At 67.0% G+C, this 15,029-nt stretch carries 12 protein-coding genes; 6 read left to right on the forward strand and 6 right to left on the reverse strand.

The annotated features are described in order from the left end of the window. Positions 1-78: 78 nt before the first annotated feature. From ABD743_RS24205 to ABD743_RS24220, 4 genes are all read right to left on the reverse strand, one after another. Positions 79-564, reverse strand: coding sequence for a universal stress protein (locus tag ABD743_RS24205; RefSeq protein ID WP_344724476.1), 486 nt, complete (start codon positions 562-564; stop codon positions 79-81). A 28-nt stretch (positions 565-592) separates the two neighbouring features. Then, complete coding sequence (gene crcB, locus ABD743_RS24210; protein ID WP_344724519.1) at positions 593-961, reverse strand: fluoride efflux transporter CrcB; 369 nt, start codon at positions 959-961, stop codon at positions 593-595. Positions 962-966: 5 nt separating this feature from the next. After that, positions 967-1,479, reverse strand: coding sequence for a fluoride efflux transporter FluC (locus ABD743_RS24215; RefSeq protein WP_344724477.1), 513 nt, complete (start codon positions 1,477-1,479; stop codon positions 967-969). Between the two features lie 112 nt (positions 1,480-1,591). Further along, positions 1,592-1,972: a hypothetical protein gene (locus tag ABD743_RS24220; RefSeq protein WP_344724478.1), complete on the reverse strand. Its 381-nt coding sequence runs from the start codon at positions 1,970-1,972 to the stop codon at positions 1,592-1,594. 355 nt (positions 1,973-2,327) lie between these two features. On the opposite strand from ABD743_RS24220, the gene ABD743_RS24225 reads away from it, so the two are divergent. Together ABD743_RS24225 and ABD743_RS24230 are read left to right on the forward strand one after the other, a co-directional pair. Next, the gene (locus ABD743_RS24225) at positions 2,328-2,795 is read left to right on the forward strand and encodes a peroxiredoxin (RefSeq protein WP_344724479.1); all 468 of its coding nucleotides are present in this window, start codon (positions 2,328-2,330) and stop codon (positions 2,793-2,795) included. An 846-nt stretch (positions 2,796-3,641) separates the two neighbouring features. Beyond that, the gene (locus ABD743_RS24230; RefSeq protein ID WP_344724520.1) at positions 3,642-4,517 is read left to right on the forward strand and encodes an alpha/beta fold hydrolase; all 876 of its coding nucleotides are present in this window, start codon (positions 3,642-3,644) and stop codon (positions 4,515-4,517) included. Positions 4,518-4,749: 232 nt separating this feature from the next. On the opposite strand, the gene ABD743_RS24235 is transcribed toward ABD743_RS24230, so the two are convergent. Further along, positions 4,750-5,700, reverse strand: coding sequence for an alpha/beta hydrolase (locus tag ABD743_RS24235; RefSeq protein ID WP_344724480.1), 951 nt, complete (start codon positions 5,698-5,700; stop codon positions 4,750-4,752). A gap of 1,536 nt (positions 5,701-7,236) precedes the next feature. Between ABD743_RS24235 and ABD743_RS24240 the strand changes: the two genes are divergently transcribed. The 4 genes from ABD743_RS24240 to ABD743_RS24255 all read left to right on the forward strand — a co-directional run bounded on the left by ABD743_RS24240 (position 7,237) and on the right by ABD743_RS24255 (position 11,113). Continuing rightward, positions 7,237-7,527: an ester cyclase gene (locus ABD743_RS24240; protein ID WP_344724481.1), complete on the forward strand. Its 291-nt coding sequence runs from the start codon at positions 7,237-7,239 to the stop codon at positions 7,525-7,527. 100 nt (positions 7,528-7,627) lie between these two features. Further along, entirely contained in the window at positions 7,628-8,962 is a 1,335-nt protein-coding gene (trpB, locus tag ABD743_RS24245; protein ID WP_344724521.1) for a tryptophan synthase subunit beta, read from the forward strand. Beyond that, positions 8,959-9,768 carry a tryptophan synthase subunit alpha gene (gene trpA, locus ABD743_RS24250; protein WP_344724482.1) on the forward strand — a complete coding sequence of 270 codons (810 nt, stop codon included), beginning with the start codon at positions 8,959-8,961 and terminating at the stop codon, positions 9,766-9,768. Before trpB ends, trpA begins: the two co-directional genes overlap by 4 nt. A 187-nt stretch (positions 9,769-9,955) precedes the next feature. Further along, positions 9,956-11,113, forward strand: coding sequence for an acyl-CoA dehydrogenase family protein (locus tag ABD743_RS24255; RefSeq protein WP_344724483.1), 1,158 nt, complete (start codon positions 9,956-9,958; stop codon positions 11,111-11,113). 712 nt (positions 11,114-11,825) lie between these two features. Here the strand turns inward: ABD743_RS24255 and ABD743_RS24260 are convergent. After that, positions 11,826-14,588 carry a LuxR C-terminal-related transcriptional regulator gene (locus tag ABD743_RS24260; RefSeq protein WP_465270068.1) on the reverse strand — a complete coding sequence of 921 codons (2,763 nt, stop codon included), beginning with the start codon at positions 14,586-14,588 and terminating at the stop codon, positions 11,826-11,828. Between the last annotated feature and the right edge of the window lie 441 nt (positions 14,589-15,029).

The following is a 15,029-nucleotide window of genomic DNA, read 5'->3' on the forward strand; positions in this document are numbered from 1 at the left end:
CCTACGTGCTCAGGCACGCCGAACGGGGACCCCGGACTTACACCACCAGCGGGGACGTGACCTCCATCGGCTCAGCGTCTAACTGTCCACGGGCGCAGTGCCGGGATGGGTTTCGGGTGCGGGGACGACCACCACCGGCCGGGGTTGACAGTGGATCACTCCGTGCGACACCGACGGCTCGACCAGCCGCGGGATCACCAGTCGCAGTCCCTCACCGCGAGTGCCGACGACGATCAGCAGCGCGTCTTGTTCCTCGGCCGCTTGGGCCAGCTCGGCGGCCGGATCACCGCGCCGCGCTTCGTATGTCCAGTCCAGCTCGAGGTCGGTGAGCATGTGCGCGACCCGCCCGCGTTGTTCGGCCAGCTCCTGCCGGCATTGTTCCTCCCAGCCGGCGGTGTCGCTGTCGACCGGGTAATCGTGAATGTCGACCACGTGCACGACGTGGATCCGGGCCGGCAGACGGCGGCCCAGGTCGGCGGCAACTGCCAGCGCGTGGTCGCCGGCCGCGTCGTTGCTGTAGCCGACGATGAGCGTTGTTGTCGCGTCCTTCGGGTCTGTAGTCATCAGCGTGGGTCCCTCCTCCGATCGTCCCTCAGGCGAGCAGTGCGCGGGCGCTCCACCAGGCCAGCACGGCCATGCCCAGCCCGGCGACGACGCTGCCTGCCACGTAGGCGACGGCGACCGCCCGGGCGCGGCCCTCCAGCAGGGCGAACGCCTCGTAGCTGAAGGTGCTGTAGGTGGTCAGCGCACCGCAGAAGCCGACCGCGGCTGCTGTCTCGACCGCCGGTGGGAGCGCGCTGCTGGCTCCGACCAGTCCGCCCAGTACGAATGAGCCGATCATGTTGACGGCGAAGGTGCCCCATGGGAACCGTGTCCGGTGCCGGGCCTGCACCGTGCGGTCGATGATGTAGCGCATCGGCGCGCCGACCGCCGCGCCGAGTGCCACCCACAGCACCTCCATCGCTGTCACCGCCCGCTTGTGGGGCGTCGAACGCCGGTGAGGCGGGCGGCCAGGCGGGTGGTGCCTGCGCCGAGTGCGCAGGCGAGCACGGCGAGGATCGGGGTGAGGACGAGGTAGGCCGCGGCCAGGCCGGGTCGGGCGCCGTCGGCCAGTGAGATGGCGTCGACGGTGTAGGTGGAGAAGGTGGTGTAGCCGCCCAGGATCCCGACGCCGAGGAACGGGCGAGCGAGGCGATGCGGCTCGACGAACTCGGTGATGACGACCATGAGCACGCCGATCAGCAGGCAGCCGGAGAGGTTGATCAGCAGGGTCGCCCACGGCCATCCGCTGGGTGCGTGTGGCCACGCCAGCCCGATTCCGTAGCGCGCTTCGGTTCCGATCACGCCGCCGACGGCGATCGCACCCAACACGTCCAGCGGATGCCCCGCGAGCTCCCGCCGCCACAGTGGTGCGCCGGCATCGACGTCGGGGTCGACGCTGCTTGTCTCGTCAGGGTCGAGGGGGACATCCGCGTCCATCTCACCCACCTCACTCCCGTAGCCACCGACCCACACCCTGGTCGCATCGATTGCACCGGAATGCCGCAGCCAGAGCAGCGGCGGAACACGCCCGCCAGCACCATCGCACCACTCACCAGGTCTGCTGTGCCTGGCGAGCCAGGACCTCGCAGGGCAGTGCCTGCACGGGGCCGACGTCGAGCAGGCCGCGCAGAATCTCCGGCTCGTGGCGGGCCCCTGCCTGCAGTGCCTCGGCGGTTGCTGCCGCGTTGTCGTCGAGCTGATGCGGGATGCCTGTGCGGTGGTTCTCGACCTCGGCGAGCCGCTGCCGGTCGCCGGCGTGGCGGTACCACGGCTCGACCACGTTGCCGGTCGCCTCGGCCCACCGCGGCGAACGCTGCCCGGGGCTGTCCGCGCTGCCGGCGCGCGGTATCTCTCCCGTCCGAGAGCGGTCTACATCGCGCAGCCCCGCAGCTCCCGATCCCACGTCGAGGTCACGAGCTTCACGCTCCACGTCCCGTTGCCTGCGGCAGCGTCACCACGGAGACCGAGTTGTAGGGCACGTGGACCGCCCGTGCAGCGCCGAGAACCCGCCGTCGCCTCTGAAGAACCGGGCGAAGTACACGAATCGGCAGTCCTCGCGCTCCTCGACCGGGGCGGGACCGCCGAGTCCGGCGAGGAGCGGAGACGGGAGCAGGGTCCGCAGGAGATCGCGCCGCACGCGTCAACATGACTACTGGTCGCGGCGTCCACAACATCCGCGGCGTGGACGCGGAGGCGGTGCTGCTTGAAGCTCGTGAACCGTTCGTGCTCCGCTGGCGAACATCGGATGCGAGCGCTCGCCCATAATCACTGCCAGGAGGTCCGGTATGCAGATCGGCGACCAGGTCGACGACTTCGAGTTGGAGGATGAAACGCGTACCCCCCGCAGGCTCAGCAGCCTCCTGGTGCATGGTCCGGTCGTCCTGTTCTTCTATCCGATCGCTTCCAGTGGCGGCTGTACGCAGGAGGCGTGCCGCTTCCGTGATCTGGCCGGCGAGTTCGCCGCGGTCGGTGCCCACCCGGTGGGCATCAGCAGCGACAACGTCACCAAGCAGAGCGTTTTCGCCACCTCGAACGCATTGGGCTACCCCCTCCTCTCCGATGCGGGCAACAAGGTGGCGAAGCAACTCGGGGCCTACCGGTGGTTCCTGCCCGGCGGCCTCCACACCCGACGGATCACCTTCGTCATCGGTCAGGACCGCCGCCTCATCCATACGATCGCGAGCGAGACGCAGTTCGATCTGCACGCGGACCAGGCGATCGAAGCCCTCAAGAGGCATCGGGCCGCTCGCTAGGCAGGACCGCCGGCGAGGTCGTGTGTGCGATGGCGATCCGGTACACGATCGTCCATACAGGCCCAGCCGCGTCTACTCGGCCCGGCGATACGGCGGCGTGTGCAGCCAGGACAGCGGCTCGCCGAGCGGGTGGGCCTCCACGACCCTGCACAGCGCGAAGCCTGCTTGCCGCGGCGAGCTGGATGACGCTGCGTATGGTCCGTGCCAAACCTCAACGGCCACCGGACGACGACCGAGCCCGATAACAGTTGTCGCGCTGACGATGTGATGATCGCTGAGCTCGACACGATCGGCGCGGAGGGCTCTGTCGGGATGAGCGATCCAACGGGTGCTGATCTTGTCGTCAGGTTCGCTCCGGCGCGACGGCCAGCTTCCCGATGGGCGCGACGCGCGGAACCCGGCTGTAGTCCGAACTGCGAAAACTCAGGCACGGGGACCTGTGGACGGCCCTGGGTGCGGAAGCAACTAGGGGTTCGCACGGGAGCGATCGCGGCTTCATCGGAACAACATAATCCGTTCCGCCATCCGGCGACACAATTCGGCTGGTCGCCTCGGCACCGATTATTGAGTTCTGTTTTCGCTGCGTCGTCGCAGTGTCCTCATTGCTGCCGATTTCTCATGCCTGACCCGTAGGCGCCATCAGCGGAGTGACGTAGGCCACCGAGTGTTGCATCGCCCAACATCTTTATTTCGCGCTCCCCTGAGTAAGATCGGCGTATCGGCCGTTGATCATCGTGTGGCAGGTGGTCGGACCGGTCGGCACGCATGACGTGATGCGTCGCCATCCAGTCCATCCTTCAGGTGCTCGACCGCGCACTTGCGGTTGCTCGATGGAAGCGAGATGTGATGTCCAGTAGTCGTTCTGCCGGCCTCGTGTCCGGCTGGCATGACTTCGAATTCGAAGGAATCCGCCAGGCGTACGAGGTTGGCGGCAGTGGTCCGGTATGTGTCGTTCACTCAGGTGGCCCCGGTATCAATTCCGACTACATACGGATGCCGCTACTCGAGCAGTATCTGACAATGGTATATGTGGACCCCGTCGGTACCGGACGCAGCGACCTGCTCCCCGGTGGAGACTACAGCGTGCCGACCTACGTCCGCTTCGCCAAGGGTGTGATCGACCATCTCGCTGCCGACCAGCCCTATTTCATCGGCCACTCGCACGGCGGCTTCGTCGGTCTCGAACTGGCGAGCCAGAACCCCGGTCTGCTTGCTGGGCTGGTCGCCTACAGCACCGCTCCCGTCTACTCAGCCGAACTGTTCGAGGAGGCGACGCGCCAGATGGATGCGTTCGTCGCGCGCTGGCCGGATCAGCCTGACGCCGAGAAGGCCGGCCGCGCGTGGCATTCCTCGTCGGCGGTCCGTACCACGCAGGTCGCCGATCGGGAGGCGCGTCTGGACTTCCTGCGGGCGATCCTGCCGGCCTACTTCGCGAACTACTGGCAGACCGTCGAGCGGAGGGGGCCGATCACCTTAGACGTCACGTGGGATCCCGAACGGAAAGACAGCGACTGGGATGTACGCGGCACGCTCGACCGTATCGATGTGCCGACTCTTGTGATCTCAGGCCTCTACGACTTCATCTGCCCACGGCGGTGGTCGGAGGAGATCCGTACGGGGGTGCCGAACGCACAGATGCTCGAGCTGAACCAGAGTGGCCACTTCGGCTACTTGGAGCAGCAGGACGAGTTCGTGCGAACCGTGGTGGAATTCACGAGGTGATTCCGCGGGAGCCGGTCGCGGCACGCCGATGGCCCCGAGCAGCAGAGCGAAGGAAGCCACGGCTCGTCGGGCGAGCGGCTCGGCGCCGGACTGCCCGGCGAATCGATCTCGGCCAGTAAGACTGGGGGCTATGGCAGCGCCGTGTCTGAGGTGCGGTAGATCTCGTCAAAGGTAGTGAGCACTCGGCCCTCGTCTCGGACGGAACAGCGCACCGACGGCTCGTCCGAGCCGGTCACACGGCGAGGCCTCGGCGCAACACCGCGATCTTTTCGGTCTGCTCGCGCCGGCTGATCGCTGTGTGTGCCAAGAACATCGCCGAAGTGTGGAAGGTGCCGGGAAACAGGTGCAGCTCCACCTGGTTCCCGGCTGCTTGCAGCGCCAGAGCGTAGGAGAGGCCCTCATCGCGCAGGGGGTCGAACTCCATCGCGGAGACGTAGGCCGGCGGCAGTCCGGACAGGTCGGTGGCGCGCGCGGGTGCGGCGTAGACCGGCACGTCGGCGCCTCCGGCGACGCCGTCACCGAGGTATGCATCCCAGCTGAACACCGCGGCGGGCCGGTTGAATATCGGCGTGTCGGTGAATGCCTGCATGCTGGCGGTCTGCAGGCGATCGTCGATCTCGGGCACACCGAGGTACTGGAAAGCGATCGCGGGGCCGCCCCGGTCGCGGACGAGCAGAGCCAGCGCGGCGCAGATTCCACCGCCGGAGCTGATGCCGTGGACCGCGATCCGTGCCGGGTCGACATCCAGCTCATCAGCGTGCTCGGCGAACCAGCTCAAGGCCGCGTACGTGTCCTCCAGTGCCGCTGGGTAGGGATGCTCGGGTGCCAGCCGGTAGTTCACCGACACAACCACCGCGCCCGTGTCCCGCGCCATGGTGACGTTGGCTCCATGGTTCAGGTCCAGGTCGCCGAGGACGAACCCGCCGGCGTGCAAGTCGAGGACGCCGACCGGACCGCTGCGCGAAGCCGGGAGATAGATCCGGACGATCACCTCCGGCGCACCCTCCGGTCCGGGAACGGCCCGCTCGCTGATCGACACACCAGTTGTGTCCGGCGGGGGAAGCCGCGCGGTCAGTTGCTGCATCGTCGCCCGTGCCTCGCTGAGGTCATCGGGGTTGAATCGAGGGAGCAAATCTACCAGGGCGACAAGCTCAGGGTCGATCGCATAGTCCAACGGTTCCACGTCTCCTCGTGTTGTGGATGATCATTTGACTCTTGAGGGCGTCGGGCCTGTCGGCCGACATTGTCATCACCGTTCTGCCCGGGATACCGTTCGGCGGCGCCATGTCATTTTGTCCGATTTATCTTGCGTCCCTCGACGCCCCGCCGGCCGGGGATCGCAATGCGGGCAATGTTGCTCCGATGAAACCTCGATCGCTCCCGTGTGAACCCCTGGTCGCATTTCCCTGTCCCGAGGGATGCGCGTACCCCACGCATAAGGTTCCGCGATCCGTGTAAAGATGATTTATCGCCCTCCTCTGTGACTCGTTTATGACGCTTCGAGGTATTTGCCACAGGTGGACGTCTGGTCTCGCTGGATAGGCACCCTTTCCGCCTCTGCGGCCGCGATACCGTGAACCCGCTGTGCCCGAAATGCGAAATCCTGGGCACGGGGGTATCTGCAGAGCCCCCTGGCGGGGCAACCACCAGGGGTTTGCACTGGAGCGAGCGCGGCTTCAGTGGAACATCGTCATCCGTGTCGCCATCCTCGCTCAGAAGGCGACTCCCAGGTGGTGAATCACCGAGTCGTAATGTGTCGAGAGGCGAGGCAATGCCGGCCAATGGAGTAGGCATACGCGGTCTCCCCCGACAACCTGCCGGTGATCGAGGAGTACGTGAGACAGGGAGCGGACAGATCGTGCAGCATCTGCCGACCCTGCCCGCGGAGCACGCACGCACAGCGCTGGATGTCATGGTCAAGACTGCGCAGCAGTACCGGTAGGTGATCGCCACGGCGTCGCCATGGACATGCCCGATGGCCCAAGTCTGTACCCCTTCTGGAGAAATCCCTTGTTGTCGTGAATCCTCGGCCAGTCCTGAGATTGCGCACCCGCACATGCTTGACGGCGGCAGCATCGATGTGCTGCTGCTCATCTGCCACTGACGTTCGGCGCAGTCGCCCTGGCCGGGGCCGTATGGGGGCTCGTGCTGCGGGGAACCCGCCCGCAGCTCTACTGCGACATCGGGTTCAGCGGGCGTGATCGGCGCCCCGATCCCCATCCTGGCGCTCCGCACCCCAGCGGTTCCAGCACCGTCGGTACCGAAACTCCGTCGTGACCAAAAACCCGGTCCTAACCGGAATCCCCGAGGTGACCGAAAGCCCCGGGTGCCCGACAACGAGGAGGGACGGACACGAACGTGCGCCCGGCCCGCGAGGCCGAAATTGGTGTCCGAGGGCGCAGGCCCAGTCGTCGCGCGAAGCCAGGCACTGCGCGGCTGTGTCGTCACCACTTTCACCGTGCGAGCACCGCAGCGATCTCCGAATGTGAGCGTCCCCTCGTCGCCGCAGGCAAGGTGCTTGATCCAATAAAAGACAGTCACACACTCGCTGTTCAATTCAGCTGGACCGCGGTATCAAGGGAAGGGACAGACCCATGACATCAATACGAGTCACTGCAGAACGATTCTTTGATGCCTGCGACACTGGGAAGGGCTGGCAGGCGTGCGAACAGTACTGTCACCCCGGCGCAACCTTCTCCGCCCTGACTCCTTGGACGGTATGGACACGCTGGAAGCGTACGTCGAGTTCATGGCGGGACTTTTCGAAGTATTGCCCGATGGTATCCCCGAGGTGCGATCGTTCGCAGTCGACGAAGCACGCAAAAACGTGGCGGCGTTTGGCGTCTTCCATGGGACACACACCGGCGAGGGTGGCCCGGTGCCTCCGACCGGAAAGACCACCAAGGCCGAATATGTCTATGTCATGGACTTCGAGGGCGGCAAGATCCGACACATGACCAAGATTTGGAACGATGGGATCACCATGCGGCAGCTTGGATGGGCTTCTTAGGGGCGAGTTCGTTTACGAGCGGTTGCCGAAGACAGCAGGTGGTAAGGGAGGCGTGTTGACGACCAGTGGTTCGGGCACTTCGAGCAAGGCCAGTGACGGTATCGCGACCCCGTCGGGTCACGAGCCGGATGAGCGCGGTCATTTCGGCCGTTATGGTGGCCGTTTCGTCCCGGAGGCGTTGATCGCGGCTCTCGATGAGCTGGCTGCTGCGTATGACAAGGCGCGGGGTGATCGGGACTTCCTCGATGAGTTGGATCGTCTGCATCGGGATTATTCGGGGCGCCCGTCCCCGCTGACGGATGTGCCGAAGCTGAGCGAGCATGCGGGCGGGGCGCGCATTCTGCTCAAGCGTGAGGATCTCAACCACACCGGCTCGCACAAGATCAACAATGTGTTGGGTCAGGCGCTGCTGACGAAGCGGATGGGTAAGTCGCGGGTGATCGCGGAGACCGGTGCGGGCCAGCACGGGGTGGCCACGGCCACGGCGTGTGCGTTGCTCGGCCTGGAGTGCGTGGTCTATATGGGTGAGGTCGACACCGAGCGGCAGGCGTTGAACGTGGCGCGGATGCGGCTGTTGGGGGCGCGGGTGGTGCCGGTCACGACCGGGTCGCGCACGTTGAAGGACGCCATCAACGAGGCCTTGCGTGACTGGGTCACCAACGTCGAGCGCACGCACTACCTGCTGGGCACGGTGGCGGGTCCGCATCCGTTCCCGACGATGGTGCGTGACTTCCACCGGATCATCGGGTTGGAGGCGCGTGAGCAGGTGCTCGAGCGCACCGGCCGTCTCCCCGATGCGGTCGCGGCGTGTGTGGGTGGCGGGTCCAACGCGATCGGCATCTTCCACGCCTTCCTCGACGACCCGTCGGTGCGGCTCGTCGGGTTCGAGCCCGGCGGGGACGGTGTGGAGACCGGACGTCACGGCGCCACCCTGACCGAGGGCTCCCCGGGTGCGCTGCACGGTGCGATGTCGTATCTGCTGCAGGACGAGGACGGCCAGACGAAGGAGTCGCACTCGATCTCCGCGGGGCTGGACTACCCGGGTGTCGGTCCGGAGCACGCGTTGTTGAAGGACCTGGGCCGCGCCGAGTACCGGCCGATCACCGACGCGGAGGCGATGGAGGCGTTCGCGTTGCTCTCGCGCACCGAGGGGATCATCCCGGCCATCGAGTCCGCCCACGCCGTGGCCGGGGCGCTGCGGCTGGGTCGTGAGCTCGGCTCGGACGCGGTCATCCTGGTCAACCTGTCCGGGCGGGGGGACAAGGATGTGGACACCGCGGCGAAGTGGTTCGGCATGATCTCGGGTGAGCAGAGCGCGGAGGATGCGAGTGGCACGGCCATCGCGGAGGCCTCCCTCACCACCCCGGAGGCGCCCGAGGATCGCCCCAGCGGGGACACCCGCGTGACCGCCGAGGCGGAGGGCGTGCAGCGATGAGCGCGGTCGAGAAGATCTTCGAGGAGAGCCGGGAGCAGGGCCGCGGCACGCTGGTCGGCTACCTGCCGGCCGGTTACCCGACGGTCGAGGGTTCGGTGGAGTTGCTGGGTGCGTTGGTCGAGGGTGGTTGTGACCTGCTCGAGATCGGTATCCCGTATTCCGACCCGGTGATGGACGGCCCGACGATTCAGGCGGCGGCTGAGACCGCGTTGCGGGCCGGCATGAAGCTGCGTGACGTGTTCTCGGTGGTGGAGCGGGTGACGGCCGCGGGTGGCCGCGCGGTGGTCATGACCTACTTCAACCCGGTGCTGCGCTACGGGGTGGAGGCGTTCGCTCGTGACCTCGCCTCGGCCGGCGGCCTGGGGATGATCACTCCTGACCTGATCCCGGAGGAAGCCGGGGACTGGTTGGCCGCCTCGGAGGCCCACGGGCTGGACCGGGTCTTCCTCGTGGCGCCCTCGTCCAGCGAGGAGCGCATCGCCCTCACCGCCGCCGCGGGCAGTGGCTTTCTCTACGCCACCTCCACGATGGGCGTCACCGGGGCGCGGGACAGCGTCGCCAGTGTGGCCCCGGAGCTTGTTGCGCGGTGCCGTGCGCACACCGGCCTGCCGATCGGGGTTGGTCTGGGTGTCCGCTCGGGTGAGCAGGCCGCGCAGGTTGCCTCGTTCGCCGACGGGGTGATCGTCGGGTCGGCGTTCGTCACGGCCGCCGAACACGGCGGGGCCGAACAGGTCCGCGCGCTGGCGAAGGAGCTGGCCGACGGCGTCCGCCGCACCGACCGCCCCGCAGCGCCCACCCCCGCCTGATCGACCCATTCAGAACGGGCACCGGTCGCTCGGTCGCGAGTGGCATGCCCATGCTCGAAGCGGCCCACGCCGGGAGTCCGAATCCGGGCGTGGTTGACGATGAACATCGACAGAAGGAGGAGCTGCCGTGAATGATGCGGCATTCTCATCCGGTGCACTTAACGAGCCCGCTGAACGCGCGGAGCTGATGGCCACTGCCCGAGAGCTGGTTCCCCTATTGAGAGCCCACGCATCGGAGACCGAGCGGCTCGGGACCCCGGCCCCGGATGTGCACGCCGCCCTGCGCGCTGCCGGGTTTTACACGTTGACAGCACCGCGGAAGTATGGCGGTCGCGAGGCCGGCGTTCGCACCGTCATCGACGTGTTCTCCGAGCTCGCGCGCGGCTGCGGATCGAGCGCCTGGGTTGCCAAGATTTGTTGCGGCGCGGCGTTCATGACGGCGCTCTTCGACGACCAGGCCAGGCAGGACGTCTGGGGGAAGGACGGATTGACAGCCGTCAGCGGCTCCACGAACGGTGCTTCGTCGAATACGGCCCGCCGGCGACCGGGCGGCATCATCATCGACGGCGATTGGTTTTACGCCTCGGGGATCCACCAGGCGCAATGGGTGTTGTGCCAGGTGTCGGTCGAGGCCGACACAGCAGAGCATCCCGATGTCCGGCTCGCCTTACTCCCTGCGTCGGACGTCGCCATCAACACCACCTGGGACATGGCCGGTATGCAGGGCAGTGGCAGTGACGGCTTTACCGTTCGTCAGGTCTTCGTGCCGGAGTACCGCACCCTTCCAGCCTGGAAGCTGAGCGGCTCGAACCACAGGTGGCAGGAGGGCGAGCGGGTCTACCACGCGTCCGTCGCCTCGATGCTCGCGATCTCGATGGCGGGCCCGGTCATCGGCATGGCGCAGGGCGCGCTCGACCACGTCCTGGAGACGCTGGCGAAGGGCAAGGCGATCACCGGGTCCGTGTACACGGACGCCATCCGCTCACCCAGTGTGCAAATGGGCATCGCGGACGTCGTGTCCCTCATCGACACCGCACGGCTGCACGCCTACCGGGCGGCCGGTGACATCGAAGCGGCCTCCGCGGAGGGTCATCGGCTGGACGTCGGGGCCCGGGCACGAATCAGGATGGACGCCGGTGTGGTCATGCTCCGGTGCCGGGAGGCGATCGAGCGCCTCCTCGACGTCGGCGGGGCCTCGGGTTTCCGGCGCAGCAACCCGCTGCAGCGGTTCTGGCGCGATCTCGCCACCGCGTCCCGGCACGCAGCGGTGTCGTCCTCGCTGAGCAGGGAGATCTACGGCCGCGCGCTGCTGGGCATCGAGGAGCAGGTCACGGGAGCCGTCTGAGGGGCGCGGCGGCAGCTAGGCGTCCGCCGGTGTGGATCGCGGCCGTCGGTGCCCGAATGGTCGGGCCGGCCACCACGGCTTCCAGCTGCAGCGCGGGGCGGACGTGGTGTGCCACGAGCGGAGCAGCCGCGGCGATGGAGCAGCGCGGCCAGCTCGCCCACCGTCTCGCAGCTGGTGACACTCGCCGCGTCGCCCGCAGGACGTTCGCCGGTGGGAGCCGCGGGCGCGGCAATGATCAGCCCCGCATGTTCAACGCCGATCGGGATGACTAGGCGACCTAGGGCACGGCGTTGGGCTACGCACCGCTGGCCGTCGCTGTGGTGGCGCTGACGAGGCCCCAGGATCCACCGGTCGATTTCCGTGAACCAGCTTCGTGCGCTCGGCTAACGCTGTCTGCGGTAGTGCACGGTTCGGTTGTTCAGTGGCTGCAGCTTGAGGACGGCGACACGATGATGCTGCTCTGATGAGACCCGGATCCCACGAGTGTGAACTCCTGACCCCTTCCGGTTCCCGGGCCTCTGCGGGTACATCCGGTACCGTAGAGTTCGCGATTCAGGCAATGTACTCACACTGCCTGCTCCAGTAAAATCTGTTCAATCTGGTTCTGCGGTGATCTCGGGGTGTCTACTGTGGATGTCCGACACGCCGCGCCGTTCCCAAGCTGATCAAAAGGTGGGGCGGTTGATGGAGCCGCGTCGGATGGCGAGCTGATTCAGCATTCCCTCTGCCGCTGATCTGCGCTTCCTTGAAAGCGGTGTGGAGCCAAGCGGAGTTGTCTGCGTGAGGTGATGTTGAGCTTCGCGAAGATTTTCCTCAGGTGCCATTCGATCGTCCTGTGGCTGACGAAGAGCCGGGCGGCGATCTCGGCGTTGGTCAGCCCGGCGGAGGCGAGCCCTGCGATCTGCTCCTCTTGCGGGGTGAGCAGGTTGTCGGTCTCGGGGGAGACCCTGGGAGGTCTGGCAGCTGACTCTCCGGTTAGCTCCAGCTCGCGCGCGGCGCGGCGCGCAAACGCTCTGGCTCCGATCGTGGAGAACATCTCGTGGGAGATGCGTAATTGCTCACATGCGTCGACCGCACGGTCGTCGCGACGCAGCCATTCGCCGTAGAGAAGATGGGCGCGCGCAAGCTCGCCGCGAACGCGGCTACGGCCGAGCCGGGTGATCGCCTCGTGGTAGAGCGGTTCGGCCGCCTCGGGTTCGCTCACCAGCGCTCGCGAGCGGGCTTCGATCCCCAGTGCCCAGTCGGTCCCGGATGCGCGGGCCGCCTCCGCGAGTCGATCGAGGGCGCAAGCGGCACGTTCGGGCTGACCGCTGAGGGCAGCCGCCTCGATGAACTCCACCATCACACCGCACGCCGGCAGGCCTAACTCCGTTGGAGGCGCCTGGGAGATCTCATCGACGGCGGAGAGCGCGTACTCGTATTGGGTCAGGCTGTTGCACAGCAACGCCTTGGCCCATTGGGCGGTGGTCAGCTCGAAGCCCTGGCCGCGCGTCGCCGCCTCTGCGGTCGTCGCGTCGATCAGGCGGAAGGCGGCGGTCACCCGTCCCTGCCACGTAGCGATCAACATCGCTGCCAGGGGCATGCGGGGGCTTCCGGTGGCCTCGATGACCTCGTCGGCCTCCTTGAGCAGCGACGCGGCCGCGGCTAGCTCGCCGAGGAATGTGTGAACGACGATCCGTGACGTCAACGCGAGCGGAAGTACCACGACAGCACCGAGCTCCCTGGCGAGCTGGACGTGCCGATCCGCGAGTGCTTCCCAAGCCTCCTCCTGCCACGCGTGCGCAGCCGTCGTGCCCGCCAGCCACAGCCAGCGCAGCCCCTCGTCCGGGGAAAGGTCCGGGCTGCGGAACGCGCAGAGTGCCTGCCTCACCATCGGCATCCCCGCGGCATAGCCATCCATGAGCCGGGTCGCCACGGCGTCCAGAAGAAGATCTGCTGCACCCTGGGGCGGCGCGGCGTGCGGCGCGGCTCGCGCAGCCTCGGCGATCTCCGCCAGGCCGCCACTGCCGGCCAGCGGCCCGGTGAACATTGCCGCCGAGACGGCTTCCAGATACGTCTCACGGGCCAGCTTGGCGTCGAGCGGCTCCAGCCGCTTCGCCGCCTTCAGCAACAGCTGGGGTGCGTCAATGCAGTGGCGCGTGGTGAATGCGATCTGAGCACGCAGCAAGTCCGCCCTGGCACGTTGGAGCTCATCCAGGTGGCCGGCCTGTGCCAGGCAGAGCAGCCTGATGGCGGCGTCGGTCATGCCGGCCCGATGTTTCGCCTGCGCCGCGGCCACTATGCGTTCCGCCTTGCGCGCCGGCCCGACTGTCAGCTCAGCCGCCTGCTCGAGGAACGCCGCGGCCGCAGCCGAGCAGCCGCGAGCGCGCGCTCGGCAAGCTGACCGCTCGAGCTCATCAGCCACCCCGTCGTCGGGACCGGGCGCCGCTTGGGCGCGGTGCCACGCACGCCGATCGGGATCCGTGTCCGGATCGGAAACCTCGGCCAGCGCCTGGTGTGAATCCCGACGCTCCTTCAGCGATGCCGCCCGGTAGAGCACCGAGCGAACGAGCGGATGCGGGAACCGGACCACTGCGCCGATGTCGATCAATCCGATCTGGGTGGCCGGCCCGGCAGCTCGAGCGCCGATGCCGAGCAGTCCAGCCGCCCGCCAGAGCAGCACCGGATCACCTACCGGCTCCGCCGCGGCCAGAAGCAACAGCCGCCGCGTGGCCCCCGGAAGCGCCGCGATGCGCTGCAGGTAGCTCGCCTCTATCCGCTCAGGCAGCGCGCCCACGCTCAGCAACCCGCTATCGAGCTCGGCCACCGTCGACCCACGCGCCCACTCCACGAGGGCAAGCGGATTGCCCCGACTCTCGGAAATGATCCGGTCCAGCACCCGCTCGTCCACCCGAGCCCGCAGCACAGATCCAAGCAGCAGCCGCGCCTCCGTCTCCGGGAGCCCGCCCACGACGAGTTCCGGCAATCTCGAAAAGTCCAGCTCATGGGGCTCGCGCACGGCGATGATCACAGCGACCGGCTCGGCCCGCAGCCGCCGGGCCACGAACGTCAGCAATTGAACCGACGAAGTGTCCAGCCACTGCGCGTCGTCGATCACACATACCAACGGCCGCTCACGGGCCACCTCCGCCAGCAGACCCAAGACCGCAAGGCCGACAAGGAAGCGGTCCGGCGTCGGTCCGCCGCGCAACCCGAACGCCGTATGCAGCGCGTCACGCTGCGGCCCGGGCAACCGCGCCGCGCGGTCCAACATCGGCAGGCACAACTGATGGAGCCCCGCGAAAGCCAGGTCCAACTCGGACTGAACTCCAACCACGCGCTCCACCCGGCAGTCCGACGCTCGCCCGACGAGGTATTCCAACAACGCCGACTTGCCGACTCCCAGCTCACCACGCACCACCAGCGCCTGACTCACACCCGCGCGAATGACAGCAAGCAGCCGGTCGAGCACCTCCCGCTCGTCGCACCGATCCATCAACACCGGATCACACCACCATCGCAATTCGAAACCGGACGATCAAGCGGCCGGCAACAGCCGCCTGCGAAACGCGTAGTTCTATCGTATGCACGTTCACCGGCAACACGCCATGCAACCCCGTGCGGTCTCTATCGGCTCTCATTGGCGAGTTCTCTATCAACAACCTGGTCGCGCGCCATTGCATGCCGATCGTGGCGACACCGGCACGCTGGTCCGATATCCGGCCACGTAGTGTTCTGTGCCATTGGGGAAGCTGCTCGACAGATTTCCAGAAGTTGAATGGACGCGGCAGCATGTCCCATGAGCGGAATTCACATGCGTCCGGCACGGCCCGTCGCGGAACGCGCGATATCCTACTTCTGTCCAAGATCGCTGAATTCGATGAGATCCCCGTTCCTGTCATGTCGCTCGCCTCACGATACACCGTCGAGTGGCTAT

The sequence above is a fragment of the Pseudonocardia yunnanensis genome (genome assembly GCF_039534065.1).
In the GTDB taxonomy this organism is placed as follows: domain Bacteria; phylum Actinomycetota; class Actinomycetes; order Mycobacteriales; family Pseudonocardiaceae; genus Pseudonocardia; species Pseudonocardia yunnanensis.